Source organism: Dysgonomonas sp. PF1-14 (assembly GCF_029892965.1).
GTDB lineage: Bacteria > Bacteroidota > Bacteroidia > Bacteroidales > Dysgonomonadaceae > Dysgonomonas.
Map to the genome: position 1 here is coordinate 116,082 of NZ_JARXWN010000011.1, position 20,627 is coordinate 136,708.

Consider the following 20,627-nt stretch of genomic DNA (forward strand, 5'->3'; position numbering starts at 1 on the left):
TCGCACAAAAATAGTAAAAATGTGCAATAGTTAATATAAAATCAGTTTAAAAATTATATAAACGCCTACTTCGCCTGCTCCTTATTGGTAAGAATAACCAGTGTAACCGCCCCGATAATCAATAGTAATCCGATCAGGCTATTCCATCCGAACGGCTCACTGAAATGAAATACTCCTATCATTGTAGCCACAACAGGTTCCAGGGAGCCGAGTATGGATGTAATGGTAGAACCTGCATGCTTAACGGCGGCTACAAGGGTGAGGTTGGACAATACAGTTGCAAACAAAGCCAGACCGATAAGATTGAGAAGTGAGCTCGTATCGGGAATTAGCTCTATACCTGTTGTAGAATAGGAAAATACAGAGAATATAAATCCTCCGAAAAGCATCACATAGAATGTGATTATCTCAGGTTCCAACTTTTTCAATTCGGGTTTATTCAACTCTACGATATAAACGGAATAGGTGAAGACTGTCATCAGCACAGCCAAAAGCCCCTTAGTACTGATGAAACCTGTATCGCTCCAACAAAGTAATGCTACTCCCGTTAAAGACAGAACGGCTGCAAAAAGCAGGTTGCGTGACAATTTTTCTTTATAGAAAATGATCATCATACAGGCTACCGACACCGGATAGAGAAAATGAATAGTAGTGGAAACTCCGCTGGAAATAAAATTGTATGAATAGATCAAGCCCATAGCAGTTATGGTATATAGCATACCAAGAAAGAAAAGAAGTGTAGCCGCTTTTGGCGATATGCGGAACTCCTTTTTCCTGACAAGGCATATTACTCCCAATACAACGGTGGCAAATACGCACCTGTAAAACAAAATAGATGGAGCATGCATACCCACTTTCAGCAGCGGGATTGAGAAGAGGGCAATAAGTCCGAATGTACCGGACGAGATCAGGGCTAGGGCAATACCTTTTGTTTTGTTCATAATAGCATGGAAATAAAAGCGTACAAATGTACGTTAATCTGCCTGATTTGTATCATGGCAAACAGATGAAAATAAATTTATGGTTTATTTGTTTTTCTTTCAATAAACTGATTAATGTTTTATCTTTGTGCGCGTAACACGAGTTTTAATATAGATTTTCCATTTTATAATTGCACTTTTTAGATGGCACACACTGCAGGCAGAAATATTACCCTCGATTATACCAAACTGGCTCTGATAATGCTTATTATAAGCGGACACAGTGATATATCGGACTATGGACTGTTTGGTTGGTTTTTTTCTGACGGTTTTGCACGTGTAACTGTCCCATTGTTTCTTATAGTCAATGGTTATTATTTTGCCGATATTGCGCATGATAAAGCTAAGGTGAAGAAATATCTGTCGCGGCTCCTGATAATCTATGTTACATGGACAGTCATCTATTTCCCGTTTGTCTGGTATATGACCGGAGGAGGGAAGAAGCTGATACTTATAAATCTCTTTACCGGATACTATCATCTCTGGTATATTGCCAGTCTGATAGGGGCAGCACTTCTTATCTATCTGACGCATAAGTGCAATATGAAAGTAATGCTTATAACAGCTTATGTCTTATTCCTTATCGGGTATGTGATTCAGAAGATCTATCTTCTCGATGTACATATATATATGTATCCTACTATTGTCCGTACATTCTTGTTCATGGGATTCCCGTTCATGTTTGCGGGTTATTATATAAAGAAAAACAATCTGGAAGAAAAGGCTTTCTTTAAAAGTACGGGAATGGTGGTGCTGGCTGCGGTACTGATGGTACTTCTGCTGGTAGAATCTACTTTCGTATACTACTTTAAGCTGAATGAGGTGAATCCGGCTAAGGACGAGATCTACTTTGTTGTTCCATTTCTTTGTCCTCTTCTATTCCTTACAGTGCTGAAGTATTCAAAATACGAAGTAGGAGGTGATGGCTATATGTCGAAGATGGTTTCATCCATTTATTTCGTTCATATTCTGGCAATATTTATAATAACCGGATCTCCGTATAAAGCAGAGATAGTTATGTTCCCTATCTATTTCTTTCTGTCCGTACTGATGTCGGCTGTTATTCTTGAACTTAATAAACGATTCAGAATCTTTTTATAAGATATTCTCTATTTCGGCCAATCTGGTGATAGTGTATGTAGGGGTGAATTCAGACGAGTGCTGATTCTGTGGGTTGAACCATATCTGATCTATATTACTGTTTCGGGCTCCACTGATATCAGTATGCAGATTATCACCAATCATGATTACTTCCTTATTCGTTTTGCCTGTTTCGTTCAGCGCAAAACTAAAAATATCGGGATGGGGTTTGTTTACACCGACCTTATCAGAGAGGATTACCTTATCAAAATATCCGTCTAGTCCTGCGCTGGTAATCTTTTTGAACTGCATTTCGGTAAATCCGTTAGACAAGATGTGTATTTTATATTTTGGATACAGATAATCTAAAAACTCCTTAGCGCCATCTATCAGTGTTTTTTTCAGCATGATGCGTGCTATGAAATCATCGTTCATGGCAAGTGCCTGTTCTGTGCTGATACTTTCTACGGGAGTGAGGGGGGCGACAAAACGTTCGTACTGCAAAGTCTTTTTCGAAATTTTTCCGCTGCTGTACAATGTCCACAATTGAGTTACATTAGCCTTATAAACAGCATAGAAGTCATCGAAGGACGGAAAGTAATTGCCCAGCCCGTAGTCGTCATATATTTCTATCAGCGTCAGGCGGGTATTCTCTACAGTGTCGATAAGCGTATCGTCCAGATCGAGTAAGATATCAGTATATTTCATATAGCTCGTATGATTTTTAGAAAGCAAAGATATAAAATAATATTTTTGAGTTAACCTTTATCCTTAAAGGTGTGGTGATGATATATCTGAATACCTTGTGCTTTTATTGTATATGCGAATCAGTAGTTGAAGTTATATGTTCTATTATTTTCTACTGCGCGCAATCACAGATTGCTTGCATTCCTTTTAGCCTAAGCCCCAAAAGGAATCAAAAAGTCTTTAGCGCCCCGCTTCATAGGACGACCCGTAAAAGGGCTCAAAGGCTAAACGAAAAAACTCGCTCATAGCTTTGTGCAATACGAATCTGTTAATAAGCTCAAACACGTTTTCGTTTCACGCCTTTCTCTCCCTACGGGTACCCCGTCCATAAAGCTAACGGCGCGAGCTGACGCATGATTTGGAGACGATTACCCTGCCTTGTCAGCGCATCGCGACTCTGTGCATTAGCTCCGCAAGCGGGCACCTGTCCGGTGCAGGCGGCGTAGAAGGGGATGGGGCGATAGCCCGTTTGTCCCCTTCAGCCGGCAAGCCGTTGACAGGTCGCTGAGGAGCGGAGCACTAGCCTTTTGTTTCGTTTTGGGCAATGCCAATCAACGGTCACAGGAGCAAAGCGTATGTAAAATGAAAAACAAGCACAGGAGTGCGCGTTAGACATGAGCCATATTTTAAAAACCAGAAATAGATAGTAGTTATGCTCAATGTAATTCAACCTTTCTTCAATACAATATCAAATACACACAGGCATTATATATAAAGCCTGATGTTATTCTTTTTCTGGTATTTTATCTATAGAATATAGAAGTTAAAAGCTGAAAATGAATTGGAACTAATTGATGAAGAAGTGTAATCTTTGTAAGGTTTTAGTTAAAATATCAGTCGTGATGTCGTAGGGGCGAATCCATGTGTTCGCCTGAAAATTATATAAGCGAACAGACACACCGGTCTGCCCCTACGAGAGAAAAAAAGAAATTGTGACGCAATTGGCGGAGCCTTTTAAAACGAGTAAGCCAGTGGGCTAAAAACTGATAAACTTGTCTGCTTTACATACGCTTCGCTCCTGTGACCGTTGGTTGTCAGTTTTTAGTTAATAATACGGGGTAATATGTGAAGAGATTCTTCCCTGCGGTCAGCGTGACAGAGAGGCGAGAAAGGAACAGAGATAAAAAATAATGCAGATGTGTAACCTTTGTTACCTTTTCTCTGATAACAGATGATTCTCTTTTTGATAATTGTTGACTTGCAACAGTTAACTGCTAACTGAAAAAATGTTACCTTTGCGCTTCAATGAATGTATAACCATCTGTATTGATCATTATAGATAAACGAAAGTATGGCAAAAGAACTGAAAGAACTGACGTCGAGAAGTCAGGATTACAATCAATGGTATCAGGATCTGGTACTTAAAGCAGATATGGCCGAAAATTCGGCAGTGCGTGGATGTATGGTTATAAAACCTTATGGATATGCTATCTGGGAAAAAATGCAGCGTCAACTGGACGATATGTTTAAAGAGACAGGACATGTGAATGCTTACTTTCCGCTTTTTATTCCCAAATCCTTCTTGAGCAAGGAAGCAGACCATGTGGAGGGCTTTGCTAAAGAATGTGCTGTTGTAACACACTATCGTTTAAAAAATGATCCGGATGGGAAAGGTGTCATTGTAGATCCGGAGGCAAAGCTGGAGGAAGAACTAATCGTTCGTCCTACCTCCGAAACCATTATATGGAATACATACCGCAACTGGATTCAGTCGTATCGCGATCTGCCTATTCTGGTCAATCAATGGGCTAACGTAGTTCGCTGGGAAATGCGCACGCGCCTGTTCCTGCGTACAGCGGAATTTCTGTGGCAGGAAGGTCATACCGCTCATGCAACTAGAGATGAGGCAGAAGAAGAGGCACGTAAGATGCTGGATGTATATGCCACATTTGCCGAAGAGCATATGGCTATGCCTGTGGTTAAAGGGGTGAAAACAGCATCAGAGCGATTTGCCGGAGCGGTAGAAACTTATACCATCGAAGGTATGATGCAGGACGGAAAAGCCCTCCAATCGGGTACTTCTCATTTCTTAGGGCAAAACTTTGCTAAGGCATTCGATGTGAAATTTGCCGATAAGGAAGGCAAGATGGATTATGTATGGGCTACATCATGGGGGCTGTCTACCCGCCTGATCGGGGCATTGATTATGGCGCATTCGGATGATAACGGACTTGTACTGCCGCCTAAACTGGCTCCTTTCCAAGTAGTGATCGTCCCTATCTATAAAGGAGACGAGCAACTGGCTGCAATAAATGAAAAGGTAGAAGGAATGGTGAAAGCATTCAAAGCACTTGGTATAAGTGTGAAATATGATAATGCCGACAATAAAAAGCCGGGCTGGAAATTTTCTGAGTACGAACTGAAAGGTGTTCCGGTGCGTATCGCTATCGGAGCACGCGATATGGAGAACAATACTGTAGAGGTAGCCCGCCGCGATACATTGACCAAAGAAACCGTTTCGTGTGATAATCTGGATATATATATCAAAAAGCTGTTGGATGAGATTCAGACGAATATCTATCAGAAAGCATTTGATCATAGAGTGCAGCACACTATTATTGTAGATTCATACGATGAATTTAAAGTAAAGATTGAAGAAGGCGGATTTATCCTTGCTCACTGGGATGGAACTCCCGAAACGGAAGAAAAGGTAAAAGCCGAAACAAAAGCCACGATCCGTTGTATTCCGCTTGAAGGAGACAAGACTCCCGGCAAGTGCATGGTAACAGGTAAACCATCTGCCCAACGCGTTATTTTTGCACGGGCATATTAATATTAAAGAAACATACAAGAAGAGATGTTTGGCTATGCCAGATGTCTCTTCTGTCTTTAAGGCCTTAACCATCATGAGATATTACAAGCTACTGTCCGGTTCAACTTCCGGCTTTGGTGTTTATACAATCAATTTTCTTATTCTGTTTGTGGTGTAGGTTAATGTGTTGTAATATAATGTTTTATGTGTTGTTTGTTTTGCGGAATTGAAAATATCTTGGATTTTTTGTAACTATTCTGAATTATTCCCGTCATATTTAATAGAAAGCGCTTCTAGTTCGATTTTTAGAAAAAGGGAATTAATAATTACATTAAAAACAGCCAGTTATGAAATCAATAATTATATCAGTATTAATGGCATCTCTACTTATCGTAAATGCCTATGCAAGTGATCCGGTAAAAGTGCTGAGTAATACAACAGCTACCGAGTCGGGAAGTGTAAAAGAAGTTATCTCTTTCGAAGAGGATAATTCAACTCCTCTGCACAAGGCTCTTTATTACTTTGATGTTGCAGGAGACCTGAAAATGAAAGTTGTATATAAATGGAATGATCGGGGCGGATGGGTTAGTGCCAAAAAGTATGAATACGACTATAATACGTTGGGAGGAGCCAGCTTCACTTATACACTTTGGGATAAAAAGACCAGAACATGGTCGGATAGATCAGAGCATTTTTATCCGGTTTATGATAATAACGGAAAAGCTCTTGCAATGAAAAGCTTCAAGGTAAATAATACCCGTACTAACTTGATGGCTCAGACAAAGTAAGCAGTACATCATTCTATATATTGATTTGAAAGTTCTGTCTGTCCGAAAGGGCAGCAGGACTTTTCCTTTTATATTAATTAAAAAATATATGTATTTTTACATCTCGATCGGTTAAGATAAATGATATGGAGCAAAATCTGGCAGATATAGGTTTGGTACTCGAAGGTGGCGGTATGCGGGGGGTATTTACCTGTGGTGTACTCGATTACTTTATGGACAACGGTATTCGTTTTCCATATACGATAGGTGTTTCGGCAGGTGCATGCAACGGGCTGTCGTATATGTCCCATCAAAGAGGAAGGGCTAAATACAGCAATATAGACCTGTTGGAGAAGTATAAATATATCGGGATAAAGCATTATATCAGAAAACGTAATATCATGGATTTCGACCTCTTGTTCCATGAATTTCCCGAGAACATTATACCTTATGATTATGACGCTTATTTTTCTAATCCCAACCGTTTTGAGATGGTTACATCAAACTGTCTGACGGGTAAAGCTGAATATTTTGAAGAAAGGAGCAATAAAGACAGGGTGATAGATATTGTAAAAGCTTCGAGCAGTCTGCCTATCCTCTGCCCTGTAACTTATGTAGACGATGTACCAATGCTCGATGGAGGGATTTGTGATTCTATTCCCGTTGTGCGGGCTATGGAGCAGGGATATAAGAAAAATGTTGTGGTGCTTACCCGCAACGAGGGATATAGAAAAGAAAGTAAAGATGTGAAAATTCCGGGTTTCATCTACAGGAAATATCCGGCCATGCGTGATGCTCTCAGTCACCGCAACAGTGTATATAATGCCCAACTGGAATTGGTGGAGAAGCTCGAGGCTGAGGGTGATATATTTGTGATTCGTCCGCAAGAGCCAATTATTGTCGATCGTATAGAAAAAGATGTGGATAAGCTTACCGATCTTTATCAACAAGGATATGAATGCGGACAAATGATTAAAGGGGCATTCTTCAGATAGTTACAGAAACAGTGATGCGCATAAAGACCATGTCCCCATCTCACACTTACCGTAACTGAGGTTTTATATCGGCAGACGAGGCTGCACAATGCCGGTAAGCCGCGTCACTCAATAATACAGGTATCAGTGAACTAAAAAATCTATTCGATTTATAGCCAAAGCTTATTGTAAAAATTAACATACTACCTTGTTCTGCGGTGTGTTAATTTGTTTCTTTCTAATCCCTTTGTTTATGCGGAATGCTTGATGTCGTATTTACAATATGGAGCTGCATTCATATTGTAAATAGTACTATATGTAATATATTGTTATACAATTATTTAACATAAATATATTTCTCAAATGCTTTTGCTTGTCGAAATGAAATTTTATATTTGTACTAATTACAATAAGTACCTATAGCATTATACCATGAAAACGAGTTTTATCCATACCTATGTATCAGTTGACTGTGTTGTCTTTGGTTTCGAAGATGATAAGCTCAATATTCTGTTGGTACAAAGGAATGTTGACCGAAAGGGGTTGAAGGACCTGAAACTACCTGGTAGCCTTATATATAATGAAGAAGATGTGGACGATGCCGCTCACAGAGTGCTGTTCGAACTTACAGGAATAAGGAGGATGTCGCTGAAACAGTTTCGCTGCTTTGCATCACCTGACAGGGCTAACGATCCGGGAGATGTAAAGTGGCTTGATGTGGCTTACCAGCCAAATATTAACAGGCTGATAACTGTTGCCTATTTGTCGTTGTGTAAAGTAGACAGGAAATTGAATAATATATCGAAATACAAACAGACTGAATGGTGTCCGATTGACGATGTTCCACAATTGCCTTTCGATCATAACCAGATTGTGAAAGAATCATTGATAGAAATTCGCAGATGGATAGAACACAGTCCTTCTATTGTGTTCGAATTATTGCCACAAAAATTTACGATCAGCCAGTTGCATAAGCTTTATGAAGCTATCTATAACAAGTCGATAGATATCCGCAATTTCCATAAAAAAGTTGCCGCCATGTCGTATGTTATTGCACTGGAAGAAAAGCAAAAGGATGTGTCGCACAGGGCAGCACGCTATTATAAGTTCGATAAGAAAGCTTATAATAAACTGAAAACAAGTATTTAAGGAAATTATGGATTATGAGTTGTAAATTATAAGTGAACCTCATAATTCATAATTTAAAACTTATAACTCATAATTTATAATTTATAATTCAAAAAAGTATGTATTTATTAGGGTACGATATAGGTAGTTCGTCAGTTAAGGTATGTCTGGTGCATGCCGATACAGGGAAGATAGTAGCCTCAGACTTTTTTCCGAAAGAAGAGATGGCCATAAAAGCCGTAAAATCTGGTTGGGCAGAACAAGACCCTGCCGATTGGTGGACAAACCTTAAACTGGCTCACCAGTCTGTGATGCAGAAGTCGGGAGCAAAAGGAGAAGATATACAGGCAATCGGTATTACTTGGCAGATGCACGGTCTGGTACTGGTAGATAAAGATAAGAATGTGCTGCGCGATTCCATCATCTGGTGTGATAGCCGCGCTGTGCCTTATGGCGAGAAAGCATTTCAGGCTATAGGCGAAGAAAAATGCCTAAGCCATTTACTAAATTCACCGGGCAACTTTACCGCTTCCAAACTGGCATGGGTAAAAGAAAACGAGCCACATGTATATGATAAGATAGATAAACTCATGCTTCCGGGCGACTATATCGGCATGAAACTGACCGGAGATATAGTAGTTACCATAGAAGGCATGTCGGAAGGTATTTTCTGGGACTTCAAGACCAACACCCTGTCGGAAGATGTATTGAATTACTACGGCATACCGAAAAGTTTCTTTCCTGAGATTAAACCGATATTCGGCATACAGGGCTATGTCTCGTCAGAAGCGGCGAAAGAGCTTGGTCTGAAAGAAGGTACGCCTGTTTCGTACCGTGCCGGAGATCAGCCGAATAATGCTTTATCACTCAATGTATTCGAGCCGGGAGAAATAGCCTCTACAGCCGGAACTTCGGGAGTTGTGTATGGTGTTCTGGATCAGTTGAATTATGATAAATTATCTCGTGTAAATACTTTTGCTCACGTCAATTATACCCCCGAACTGGTACGTCTCGGAGTACTTCTCTGTATCAATGGTACGGGAATCCTTAATTCGTGGCTTAAACGCAATCTGGCACTCGAAGGCCTGTCGTACAGCGATATGAACAATCTGGCGGCACAGTCGCCTGTCGGCTCTAAAGGGATCAGTATCATTCCGTTCGGTAACGGAGCAGAGCGCGTGCTAGGTAACAAGGATGTGAATTGTTCCATGCATGGTATCAATTTTAATATACATGACAAAAAAGATATCCTGCGTGCTGCACAGGAAGGTATTGTATTCTCCTACGAATACGGGATGGAGATCATGCGCGAGATGGGAATGAATATCAATACTGTAAAGGCTGGTTATGCCAATATGTTCCTTAGTCCGATTTTCGCACAGACTCTGGCAAGCGTAAGTGATGTAACCATCGAACTGTACAATACTGATGGTGCCGCAGGTGCAGCTAAAGGAGCTGGGATAGGTATAGGGCTTTATGCTACTCCTCAAGAAGCCTTTGCTTCATTAGAGAAACTGGCAGTAATAGAACCTGAACATGGCAAAAAAGCAGAGTACAGAGAAGCTTATAGGCAATGGAGAAATTTACTGTAAAAATAAATAATAAGAGACAAAATAATCAATTGTATAAATCAATCTAAAAAATTATTAGAATCATGGAAATTTTAAAAGGAACAAAAGAATTTTTTCCGGGAATAGGAAAAATCAAATTTGAAGGAAAAGAAAGTAAAAACCCGATGGCTTATCGTTTCTATGACGAGAATCGTGTGGTAATGGGTAAAACAATGAAAGACTGGATGCGTTTTTCTATGGCATACTGGCATACGCTATGCGCTGAAGGAGGCGATCCGTTCGGAGGAAGTACGATACATCATCCATGGAAAATAGGCAACGATGCTATCAGCCAGGCTAAATATAAAATGGATGCTGCATTTGAATTTATGACAAAAATGGGCATTCCGTTCTATTGCTTCCACGATGTGGATTTGGTTGATTCAGGTAGCAATTGGGTAGAATATGAAAAAAACCTGCAAGCAATAGTTGACTATGCTAAAGAAAAACAAGCAGCTTCTGGCGTGAAACTTCTTTGGGGTACAGCCAATGTATTTAGTCACGAACGTTATATGAACGGAGCTTCTACAAACCCTGATTTCAATGTTGTGGCTTGTGCAGGTACTCAGGTGAAGAACGCCATCGATGCAACTATCGCTCTAGGTGGTTCTAACTATGTATTCTGGGGAGGACGCGAAGGCTATATGAGCCTTTTGAACACAGATATGAAACGCGAAAAAGACCATTTGGCTCAATTCCTTTCTATGGCTCGCGACTATGCACGCAAAAATGGTTTTACAGGAACATTCCTTATCGAGCCTAAACCAATGGAACCAACTAAGCATCAGTATGATTATGATACTGAAACTGTAATCGGTTTCCTTCGCAATTATGGTTTGGATAAAGACTTCAAAGTAAATATAGAAGTAAACCATGCTACTCTTGCCGGACATACATTCGAACATGAGCTGCAAGCAGCAGTAGATGCTGGTATGCTGGGTAGCATCGATGCTAATCGTGGTGACTATCAGAACGGATGGGATACAGACCAGTTCCCTCTTGATATCTATGACTTCGCTCATGCATGGCTTGTAATGCTTCCTGCCGGAGGAGTGGGTAACGGAGGAGTAAACTTCGATGCTAAAATTCGTCGTAACTCAACAGATATGGATGATTTGTTCATCGCTCATATCTCGGGTATGGATGTATTTGCCCGCGGTTTGTTAGTAGCTGCTGATATTCTTGAAAACTCTGATTATAAGAAAATGCGTCAGACACGTTATGCATCATTCGACGGTGGCGATGGTAAAGCATTTGAAGATGGTAAACTGACTCTTGAAGATTTGCGTACAATCGCACACAAAGTGGGCGAACCAAAACAGATAAGCGGTAAACAAGAGCTTTACGAAGCTATTGTGAATATGTATATCTAAAAATAATTATGAGTTATGAATTATGGGTTATGATTTAATACATTCATGATTCATAATTTATAACTCATAACTTTAAAAGAACCTTTACCAATGAATAACAACGAAGCAAGTAAATCATATACCATTAAATTAACCCTGATTGCGACATTGGGAGGGCTGCTCTTCGGATACGATACAGCAGTAATTTCCGGAACGGTGGAGTCTTTAAGGCATTTCTTCATCGAACCGATGGGATTGCCGCTTAACGAAGCTAACGCAATGGAAGGGTTTGTGATAAGCAGTGCTCTGATAGGATGTATATTCGGTGCAGCTATGGCCGGCTGGGTAAGTCAGACATTCGGGCGCAAAAAAGCCTTGTTTGCAGCAGCGATACTTTTCCTGTTGGCTGCCGTCGGTTCTGCATGGCCGGAAATAGGTTTCCGTATGCCGAGCGAAAGCGATCACTCTTTTGTTTATCACTTTGTATTCTACAGAATAATCGGCGGAATAGGAGTAGGTATTGCCTCTATGGTATCGCCTATGTATATAGCAGAAATAGCGCCACCCGATAAGCGGGGAAGTCTTGTAGGACTCAATCAGTTTGCCATTATCTTCGGTATGCTGGTTGTGTACTTTGTAAACTACTTTATAGCAAAACAGGGAGATACCGAGTGGTTGCATACTACCGGCTGGAGATGGATGTTTGCCTCTCTGGGAATCCCTTCCCTGATATTCTTCCTGCTGTTGTTTATGGCTCCTGAAACACCTAGATGGCTGGTAATGAAAGGGCGTGTGGCACAGGCCGAGGGCATACTCAACAAACTGGTAGGCAGCGCTATGGCCAAACAAGAAATTAACGATATCAGGCATAGCTTCGATAGTGAAGAACCGGTGTCGCTGAAACCATATTATCGCTTTATGATGACATGGCTCATCCTGTTTGTTGTAGGTATTATTTCCCTTTCACTGGCAGGAGTATCCAGCGCGCTGGAGATAGCTATGATCGTGAGTTTTCTAATCGCACTGTATGTTCCGATAAAATCTTACGGATTCCTTATCATTATCACAGGAGTTTTACTGTCGGCATTCCAGCAGTTTGTAGGTATAAACGTAGTGTTGTACTATGCACCCGAAATCTTTAAGAGCATGGGGTCGGGAACAGACTCTGCATTACTGCAAACGATTATTGTAGGTATTATCAATCTGTCATTCACCGTACTGGCTATTATGACCGTCGATAAATTCGGGCGTAAACCCTTGCTTATAACAGGGGCTTTAGTGATGGCAGTATCTATGCTCGGACTGGGTACATCATTCTCGCAAGGTCTTCCGGGAGGGCTTAAACTCGTATTCATGCTTACCTATACGGCCGGATTCGCTATGTCGTGGGGCCCTGTATGTTGGGTAATGTTAGCCGAGATATTTCCTAACTCGGTACGTTCTAGCGTGATGTCTATAGCCGTTGCCGCGCAGTGGGTGTCCAATTTCCTTATCTCATGGACATTCCCTATCATGGACAAAAATGATACATTGGTTGGTATGTTCAATCACGGATTCTCATACTGGGTTTACGGTGTATTGGCTATCCTTGCAGCAGTGTTCGTTTGGAAACGTCTCCCTGAAACAAAAGGTAAGACATTGGAAGATATGGAGAAACTCTGGAAGAAAAAATGACATATGTACTGTCTCTGAAATTGTTGCAATAAACAATAAGAAGGAGTTTATAGATAAAAAGAGTGACCGATAAAATATATTTATCGGTCATTCTTGTTTAATGGTTGTCATTCAATTGCAATACGTCTTGAAGTACCTTTAACAGGTAATGCGTAATAGAATATCGGCTCGAAACAGGAATTTATTATTATCTTTGCGAAGGTTAAAAAGGACTATAGATATTCAGATGTCTAGATTTTTGATTGATAACGAAAAGTACAATAACCTGTGGGTAATGTTCACGGATGGTGATGATAACGCCTTTTCCGATCTGTACAAACTAAGTTACAAAATGCTATATTCCTATGGGCTGAGTTTTCAGATAACGGAGGAGTTGGTAAGAGACATTATTCAGGACTTATTCGTAAAATTATATACAAAACCCGATCTGATAAAAAATTTCGCCACCATAAAACCATTTCTACTGGCGTCGATGCGTAATGCATGTATAAATACGATAAAGGCAAATAAAAAATATTCGGGGTTGGAGAAGATCGAGAGTTTCGAACTTAATTTTACTGTCGATGAGAATCGAGTTGAACAAAAAGAAGAACAAGATCGAATTAATACTCTTGTAACAAAAGTCTTGTCACAGCTGACTGTACGTCAGAAAGAAATAATTTATCTGCGATTCCTGCACCAGATGGATTATGAAGAAATATCCAGAGTTATGAATCTCTCGGAGCAGGCCGCCCGCAACCTTACTTACAGGGCATTTAGTAAAATAAGGAAAAATAGCTCTGATTACGATCTTGGTATTTTCCTTATACTCATTGTTTACTACTGTAAGTAACTGTTTAAATTTGATTGGTACTTTTATTTTATATTATTTCAAATATATTTTTTTCTTTTTATTCGCAGGTTTAGCGGGCTAACCCAAGAATGAAAAGTAGAAAATAGAGAAGAAAGAATAAAAACAAGAGCCGAAGAATAATCAGAAACAGCTATATGAAATATTTTCGGTCAAATTTAAACAGTTATTAAATGAAGTTTTCGAAAATACATTAAAAAATTTCGAAAATATCTGATTACAAAATCGAGCTGCCTTTGTATTGTTATAAAAGATGTTATAAAATAGATAATCTTTTATGAAGTACTCATATCAAAAATACAACAAAATAGAGGATTTCATCTTCGATAATGATTTTGTAGAATTATCGGAGAGGAACGATCCGGATGAAATGAAAGAATTACTTCAGCTTTATCCCGACAAGGAAAAGTTGATAGATGATGCAATTGCGTTATTGCAATATCTGAAAATAGAAATGCCAGATGTCTCCGAATCCCAAATAGAAGGCGATTATATAAAACTAAGAGGCGCCATTGCCGGACGAAAACAGGAGAGAAAGAACAAACGGTTCTATCTGTGGACGGCCGTAGCTTCCGTAGCTTCCTGTGCTGCTATTGCCTTCGGGCTATACTTCAATCCGGTGAGCATATCAGATAAAGACCGCCTGCAATCTCTGATAGAAGGAACTGACACGAATGTAAGCGAAATACAGATTATTGCCGGAAAAGAACAAGCCAACATAGATAATAACGAAACAATCACTCAGACAGAAGAAGGTAATCTTATTGTCGGAAATGATACCAAGATGGAGTCGTCACGCATCGGATCAGAATTCTTGACTGTGGTTGTGCCTAAAGGCAGGCGTACAACTATCCGTTTTAGTGATGGAACTACCGCGTGGGTAAATTCAGGAACAAAACTGGTTTATCCGAAAACATTCAGTAAGAAAAGCAGAGAAATTATAGTTGATGGCGAAATATTCCTCGATGTAGCTAAAGACGCTGCTAAACCCTTTATTGTACATACCAACGGATTTTCGGTACAGGTGCTGGGAACACGCTTCAATGTGAATGCCTATAGCGCCGATGCTACCAATTCGGTAGTCTTGGTAGAAGGCTCAGTTGAAGTTGTTACCAGTACTTCGAAGGGTAAATTGGAACCCGATCAGGGATTCTTCACTAAAGAGGGTATTCACAATATAAAGCATGTAGATACCTATACGTATATCTGCTGGAAGGATGATGTGATGAAACTCAACGGAGAATCGCTCGATATCATTTTCGACAGGCTGTCGCGTCATTACGGAATAGACATCCGCTATGATAATAGATTCGCATTAGAAAAATACAAAGGAAAATTAGATCTGCAAGAGACCATAGAAACAGTATTATATAACCTGTCATTGTCTACCGAAATGAATTATACAAAAGAAGGTAGTGTTATCGTAATTAAATAATTATCTGTAGATAATTGTAGAGAATATAGGAAGTGTTAGATAGAACGTGTTCTATTCCGTTTTAAGAGTTTAGGGAATACTGTTTTAAACAGTGTTTTATAAATTAAAAAGAATGTTATGAAAAGAAAACCTTATTTCTAAAAAAGAAAAGCGTGCAATATTGGCCTATTACACGCTTTAGAGTCATTTTAAAAAACAAAAACCAATGTTAATCAAAACAATTCAAATGTATGAGAAAAAAGTCTAAAACTAAATTAGAAAAACCTAAAAAAAGTTTTTCCCTAAAAGTTATGAAAGTATATCTTATATTATTCATTCTGGGTTTTGGTAGTACAATATCGGCTGTGGATACGTATTCGCAGGCAATGCTATCCTTGAAATTCTCGAATATCAAGATAGAAAAATTATTTACCGAAATAGAAAAAAACTCTGATTATGTAATTTTGTATAAAAAAGGAGTTGTAGAGAATAAAACAGTCTCGGTAGACACTAAAAATGAGACTGTAGAAGGTGTTCTCAACAAGGTATTACCTCCTTTAGATCTGACTTATCACATCAATGGAAACCAAATTGTTATAGTAGAGAATAGGAAGAGACCGGAAAAAGTCGAAACACGAGGTGTAAAGGACGAACAGCAACGAGCGTTGCTGGCATCCGGTAAGATTGCCGATGCTTCGGGGGTTCCCCTGGCTGGAGTATCAGTGGTAGAAAAAGGTACGACTAATGGCACGATGACTGATGTAGATGGCCAATTCTCCATCAGGGTAAACCCCAATGCTACACTAGTCATTAGCTATATCGGTTTTCAAAATAAGGAATTGAAAGCTGCCTCCGATATGCAGGTCGTACTGGAAGAAGAATCTACGGAGCTTGACGATGTTGTTGTTGTCGGCTATGGGGTACAGAAGAAAGTAAACCTGACCGGATCTGTAGCCACAGTGGATAGTAAGTTGCTTGCCGACAGACCTATGAGTAACGTGTCGGCGGGGTTGGCGGGATTGCTGCCCGGAGTTTCGGTAGTACAGAGTAGTGGATTGCCCGGACATGATAAAGGTACTATTAGAATAAGGGGTGCCGGTACACTCAATGCCGGAGTCAACCCGATGGTAATAGTAGATGGGGTAGAAGCTACGATGGACAATATAGATGCCAATGATATTGAATCCATATCTGTACTTAAAGATGCCGGCAGCTCGGCTATTTATGGATCGAAAGCCGCTAATGGCGTTATTCTGGTGACTACCAAAAGGGGCAAAGTAGGAAAAACAGTTGTTAACTATGCCGGAAACTTCGGATGGCAGTCGCCTACCAGATTACCGGATTATATGAGTTCTGCCGAATATGCCGAGCTTTACAACGAAGCATTGAAAAATGACAATCCGAACAATGCTCCACGATGGACAGCCGATCAGATAGAACTATTGCGCAACGGTTCCGATCCGGATAACTATCCTAATACCGACTGGCAAGATCTGCTTTATCAAGGCTCAGGTTTCCAGACTAGTCATAACGTGAATTTCAGCGGAGGAACAGAACGTATCAGGTATATGGCTTCCCTCAGCTATCTCGATCAGGCGGGTGTTATTAAGCACACCAGTAAAAAGCAATACAATGTGCGTACCAATCTGGATATAAAAGTTACTTCAAAGTTAGATTTCGGAGTAAACCTGTCATATACGCGCATGGATTTGCAAGAACCGACCAATTCGTATGTAGGAGGTGGTGTTGACCAGATTTTCAGACAGGTTAACCTTATATCTCCTTGGATACCATATCGCAAATCGAATGGCGACTATGGAACTATCGGTGATGGTAACCCGATAGCATGGATAGACCTCGATCAGACAATAGATAAAAAAAGAGCTTACTTTTTAGGGATAGGATCGTTGAAGTATAACATTGTAGATAATCTGTTTATTAAGGGTATCTTGTCGTATAAGACATATACGCAGGACGAACTCGAATTTATAAAAGATATCCAATACAATCCTAACAAATATCACGGACCGAATAAGATGAATCAGAAAGATAATTCGGACGAAACTGTTTCTACCGACCTGTTGCTGAATTATGACAAAACCTTTGGACAGAAACACAATTTGGCATTGATGGCCGGATTCCATTCCGAATACTATCACCTCAAAGAAATAAAAGCATATCGTCAGAACTTCCCGAGCAACGACCTCAGAGATATGAATGCAGGTAGTGAAGCCGGAATGAAAAATGAAGGATATACCCGCGAATTAGCGATGTTGTCATGGTTTGGACGTGCCAATTATGACTTTATGGGCAGATATCTGCTAGAAGCCAACTTCCGCTACGATGGATCATCCCGTTTCGCTGAAGGAAACCGCTGGGGACTTTTCCCTTCGTTCAGTGCCGGTTGGAGAATTTCTGAAGAAGATTTTATGGAATCGCTGAGAGGTACGATCTCTAATCTGAAACTGAGAGGGTCGTGGGGTAAACTCGGTAATCAGGCCGCAATTGCCGGCGACTATTACCCTACCGTGCCGACCATAACATTGAAAGGTATGGGTTATCCGTTTAATGGAGGTATTGTTCAGGGTGGTGCTACCCAATATGCAAAAAATCCGAATCTGCAATGGGAAAAATCGCGTTCGTGGGGCATCGGCCTCGATCTGGGAATAATTAACGACCTGAATATTACATTCGATTATTATGACCGCCTGACTACTGATATCATTATGGAAGTGCCTAGTCCTGAGACATTCGCTTTAGAGAAATTCTATGATAATGTAGGTAAAATGTCTAATAAAGGTTTTGAAGTAGGGGTGACTTACAACAAAAAGATCGATCAGGTATCATTCGCATTCGGAGGAAACTTCTCGTATAACAAAAATAAAATACTGGAACTGGCCGGACAGGACGTGATATTCGGTGACGACGGCAACTATATAAAAATGGTTGGAAGTTCGTATAAGAGCCTGTACGGATATCTGGCTGATGGATTGTATCAGTCTCAAGAGGAGATAGATAATGGGCCGAATGTGACAATAAGGAACAATCTGAAACCTGGTGACCTAAAATATGTAGATGTAAATAAAGACGGGAAAGTAGATGCCGAAGACAGGGTCATAATAGGAAATTCGGAACCGAAATATTCATTTGGTTTCAATCTGGGAGCCGAATACAGAGGTTTTGATATTCTAGCCTTCTTCCAGGGTGCAGCCGGAGTCGATGGGTATCTGAACTCAGAACCTATCGGAGAGATAAGAGGAGACGTTGGTAAACCAACTACTTACTGGAGGGACCGATGGACTCCGGAGAATACCAATACAAGCGTCCCTCGTGTCAGTGCCAGAGGTACAAGTGCACCGAGTTCTCCTGCATTATATTCATCATACTGGGTTCAGAATGCGAACTATCTGCGTTTGAAAAATCTACAGGTAGGATATACTATACCGATGGATATAACTAAGAAAATAGGCATTACCAAAGCCCGGATTTACTATAGCGGACAAAATTTGCTGACCTTTACAAGCTTCCTCAAAGGATGGGATCCTGAGGCTCCTGTAGGAAGAGGTAGCCATTATCCACAGGTTATGGTAAATACTTTCGGTGTTAACGTTACATTCTAATTAAAGGAGGATTATTATATGAAAAAATATATATATTTACTTATTTCGACACTTATACTTACTTCATGTTCCGATTTTCTCGACCGGAATCCAAGCGATGCCCTGTCTCCTTCTACATTCTGGAAAACAGAAGCCGATGCCAAACTAGCGCTGACAGGCTGTTACCGCGGCTTTGAAGATAGCTGGGCGCTGTGGTACAGAGATTGTGCTACTGATAATGCTTACAATAACCATTCGCATGAAGGCTACATGGAACTGGGTAACGGAACGATGACTCCGGGAAATCCGGGAAAAATGAAAGTGTTTGAGTACATAACAATACGCAGATGCAACGAGTTTTTGGAAAATATAGATAATGTAGAATTTACAACCGATGGGCTGAAGAAAAGCTATGTTGCCGAAGTGCGTTTTCTCAGAGCTTACCGCTATTTCCTTTTGACTCAGTACTATGGCGATACCCCTTTGGTAACACAGACATTCAATACTCCGGACGAATCGAAAGTGCCGAGAGACCCGAGAGCAACCGTCGAGGAATTTATTGTTAACGAACTCAAAGAACTGACTCTAGACTTGCTCGAAAATCCTGAAACAGGACGGATTCCAAGAGATGCCGGTTATGCTCTCCTTACGCGTATGTACCTGTTCAAAGGAATGTATAGCGAAGCTATCAGTGCAGCCCGGCAGGTCAGAGAACGTACACTTATCGGCTATGAAGACCTTTTCCGCATGGAAAACAAAGATACAGATGAGGTTATATATGCTTATCAGCATGTTAAAGGCGATCTGGGTAATTCTGTGGGCGCATTTTATCCGAATAGCTCGGGCGGATGGTCTTCTGTTATTCCATTGCAATCGCTTGTAGATGCCTATGAAATGGCGGATGGAAAAACCATCGAAGAAGCTAAAGCAGCAGGCGAATATGATGAAAAAAATCCGTATGTCAATAGAGATCCGCGTCTGAGAGCAACTATTGTTTATCCCGGTCAGAACTGGAACAATATTGTTTACAGATCGGTTGAGGAGAGTAGCCCAGACTATCCGAAGAGTGCTAACAATGCGACTTCTACTGGATATAACTTCCGTAAATATTTTGGTAACGGTGAAGAATTCGATGATATATGGGATGCAAGCCGCACCATTTTTATGTTCCGTTATGCTGAAGTATTGCTGTCATTGGCTGAAGCCAAGATAGAGCTGAACCAGATAGATAACGATATGTATAACGCTATAGACAAAGTGCGTACAAGAGCAGGAATGCCAGCTGTAGACCGTACGAAATATGCAAATCAGACTAAACTTCGTGAACTCATTCGTCGCGAACGCCGTGTCGAATTTGCTTTTGAGGGATTAAGGAGATTCGATATAGTGCGTTGGGGCATTGCAAAGGATGTGATGAATGGTGATGCCTTAGGTTGCAGGCAGGGAACAGTTTTGGACGAAACATATCCGAACGGTGACCATAAAGTAAATCTGGATGGAGCAAACTTCTTTGTTGAATCAAGAAAATTTGAAGATAAACATAACTTATTCCCGATACCTCAGACTGCAATAGATAAGAATCCTAACCTGTTGCCAAACAATCCTGGATATTGATACTGATATAGATGTTTGTTAAATAGAGTATTAGGCCTCTATGATAAGTCCGACTATCTTTTGAGATGGCGGACTTATCTCTTTTA

Annotated in this window: 14 protein-coding genes; 12 read left to right on the plus strand and 2 right to left on the minus strand. The window is 40.4% G+C overall.

Annotation, left to right across the window (positions count from 1 at the left end):
- Positions 1 to 65: 65 nt before the first annotated feature.
- Positions 66 to 941, minus strand: a complete 876-nt coding sequence (locus M2448_RS13790) for an EamA family transporter (protein WP_280646564.1) — start codon at positions 939 to 941, stop codon at positions 66 to 68.
- Between the two features lie 183 nt (positions 942 to 1,124).
- Between M2448_RS13790 and M2448_RS13795 the strand changes: the two genes are divergently transcribed.
- Positions 1,125 to 2,081 (plus strand): acyltransferase, encoded by a 957-nt coding sequence (locus tag M2448_RS13795; RefSeq protein ID WP_280646565.1) that lies wholly within the window; start codon positions 1,125 to 1,127, stop codon positions 2,079 to 2,081.
- Here the strand turns inward: M2448_RS13795 and M2448_RS13800 are convergent.
- Entirely contained in the window at positions 2,076 to 2,768 is a 693-nt protein-coding gene (locus M2448_RS13800) for a YjjG family noncanonical pyrimidine nucleotidase (protein WP_280646566.1), read from the minus strand. The two genes, M2448_RS13795 and M2448_RS13800, sit on opposite strands and share 6 nt — an antisense overlap.
- A gap of 1,330 nt (positions 2,769 to 4,098) precedes the next feature.
- On the opposite strand from M2448_RS13800, the gene proS reads away from it, so the two are divergent.
- From proS to M2448_RS13855, 11 genes are all read left to right on the plus strand, one after another.
- On the plus strand, positions 4,099 to 5,580 hold the full coding sequence (gene proS, locus M2448_RS13805; protein WP_280646567.1) for a proline--tRNA ligase: 1,482 nt from the start codon (positions 4,099 to 4,101) through the stop codon (positions 5,578 to 5,580).
- A gap of 326 nt (positions 5,581 to 5,906) precedes the next feature.
- Positions 5,907 to 6,347 carry a DUF3836 domain-containing protein gene (locus M2448_RS13810; protein ID WP_280646568.1) on the plus strand — a complete coding sequence of 147 codons (441 nt, stop codon included), beginning with the start codon at positions 5,907 to 5,909 and terminating at the stop codon, positions 6,345 to 6,347.
- Positions 6,348 to 6,472: 125 nt separating this feature from the next.
- Complete coding sequence (locus M2448_RS13815) at positions 6,473 to 7,321, plus strand: patatin family protein (RefSeq protein WP_280646569.1); 849 nt, start codon at positions 6,473 to 6,475, stop codon at positions 7,319 to 7,321.
- A gap of 411 nt (positions 7,322 to 7,732) precedes the next feature.
- Positions 7,733 to 8,449, plus strand: a complete 717-nt coding sequence (locus M2448_RS13820) for an NUDIX domain-containing protein (protein ID WP_280646570.1) — start codon at positions 7,733 to 7,735, stop codon at positions 8,447 to 8,449.
- A gap of 98 nt (positions 8,450 to 8,547) precedes the next feature.
- Entirely contained in the window at positions 8,548 to 10,020 is a 1,473-nt protein-coding gene (locus M2448_RS13825) for an FGGY family carbohydrate kinase (protein ID WP_280646571.1), read from the plus strand.
- 62 nt (positions 10,021 to 10,082) lie between these two features.
- The gene (gene xylA, locus M2448_RS13830) at positions 10,083 to 11,411 is read left to right on the plus strand and encodes a xylose isomerase (RefSeq protein ID WP_280646572.1); all 1,329 of its coding nucleotides are present in this window, start codon (positions 10,083 to 10,085) and stop codon (positions 11,409 to 11,411) included.
- A 90-nt stretch (positions 11,412 to 11,501) separates the two neighbouring features.
- Positions 11,502 to 13,064, plus strand: a complete 1,563-nt coding sequence (xylE, locus tag M2448_RS13835) for a D-xylose transporter XylE (RefSeq protein ID WP_280646573.1) — start codon at positions 11,502 to 11,504, stop codon at positions 13,062 to 13,064.
- Positions 13,065 to 13,290: 226 nt separating this feature from the next.
- Complete coding sequence (locus M2448_RS13840; protein ID WP_280646574.1) at positions 13,291 to 13,896, plus strand: sigma-70 family RNA polymerase sigma factor; 606 nt, start codon at positions 13,291 to 13,293, stop codon at positions 13,894 to 13,896.
- Between the two features lie 295 nt (positions 13,897 to 14,191).
- Complete coding sequence (locus M2448_RS13845) at positions 14,192 to 15,349, plus strand: FecR family protein (RefSeq protein ID WP_280646575.1); 1,158 nt, start codon at positions 14,192 to 14,194, stop codon at positions 15,347 to 15,349.
- A gap of 290 nt (positions 15,350 to 15,639) precedes the next feature.
- Positions 15,640 to 18,948: a TonB-dependent receptor gene (locus tag M2448_RS13850; RefSeq protein ID WP_280646576.1), complete on the plus strand. Its 3,309-nt coding sequence runs from the start codon at positions 15,640 to 15,642 to the stop codon at positions 18,946 to 18,948.
- 18 nt (positions 18,949 to 18,966) lie between these two features.
- A complete protein-coding gene (locus M2448_RS13855) occupies positions 18,967 to 20,541 on the plus strand; it encodes a RagB/SusD family nutrient uptake outer membrane protein (RefSeq protein ID WP_280646577.1) in 1,575 nt (524 codons plus the stop codon).
- The last annotated feature ends 86 nt before the right edge of the window (positions 20,542 to 20,627 follow it).

Excerpts from the sequence above, each read along its gene's own strand:
- M2448_RS13790 (WP_280646564.1), bottom strand. The coding sequence starts at position 941 with ATGAACAAAACAAAAGGTATTGCCCTAGCCCTGATCTCGTCCGGTACA.
- M2448_RS13795 (WP_280646565.1), top strand. The coding sequence starts at position 1,125 with ATGGCACACACTGCAGGCAGAAATATTACCCTCGATTATACCAAACTG.
- M2448_RS13800 (WP_280646566.1), bottom strand. The coding sequence starts at position 2,768 with ATGAAATATACTGATATCTTACTCGATCTGGACGATACGCTTATCGAC.
- proS (WP_280646567.1), top strand. The coding sequence starts at position 4,099 with ATGGCAAAAGAACTGAAAGAACTGACGTCGAGAAGTCAGGATTACAAT.
- M2448_RS13810 (WP_280646568.1), top strand. The coding sequence starts at position 5,907 with ATGAAATCAATAATTATATCAGTATTAATGGCATCTCTACTTATCGTA.
- M2448_RS13815 (WP_280646569.1), top strand. The coding sequence starts at position 6,473 with ATGGAGCAAAATCTGGCAGATATAGGTTTGGTACTCGAAGGTGGCGGT.
- M2448_RS13820 (WP_280646570.1), top strand. The coding sequence starts at position 7,733 with ATGAAAACGAGTTTTATCCATACCTATGTATCAGTTGACTGTGTTGTC.
- M2448_RS13825 (WP_280646571.1), top strand. The coding sequence starts at position 8,548 with ATGTATTTATTAGGGTACGATATAGGTAGTTCGTCAGTTAAGGTATGT.
- xylA (WP_280646572.1), top strand. The coding sequence starts at position 10,083 with ATGGAAATTTTAAAAGGAACAAAAGAATTTTTTCCGGGAATAGGAAAA.
- xylE (WP_280646573.1), top strand. The coding sequence starts at position 11,502 with ATGAATAACAACGAAGCAAGTAAATCATATACCATTAAATTAACCCTG.
- M2448_RS13840 (WP_280646574.1), top strand. The coding sequence starts at position 13,291 with ATGTCTAGATTTTTGATTGATAACGAAAAGTACAATAACCTGTGGGTA.
- M2448_RS13845 (WP_280646575.1), top strand. The coding sequence starts at position 14,192 with ATGAAGTACTCATATCAAAAATACAACAAAATAGAGGATTTCATCTTC.
- M2448_RS13850 (WP_280646576.1), top strand. The coding sequence starts at position 15,640 with ATGAAAGTATATCTTATATTATTCATTCTGGGTTTTGGTAGTACAATA.
- M2448_RS13855 (WP_280646577.1), top strand. The coding sequence starts at position 18,967 with ATGAAAAAATATATATATTTACTTATTTCGACACTTATACTTACTTCA.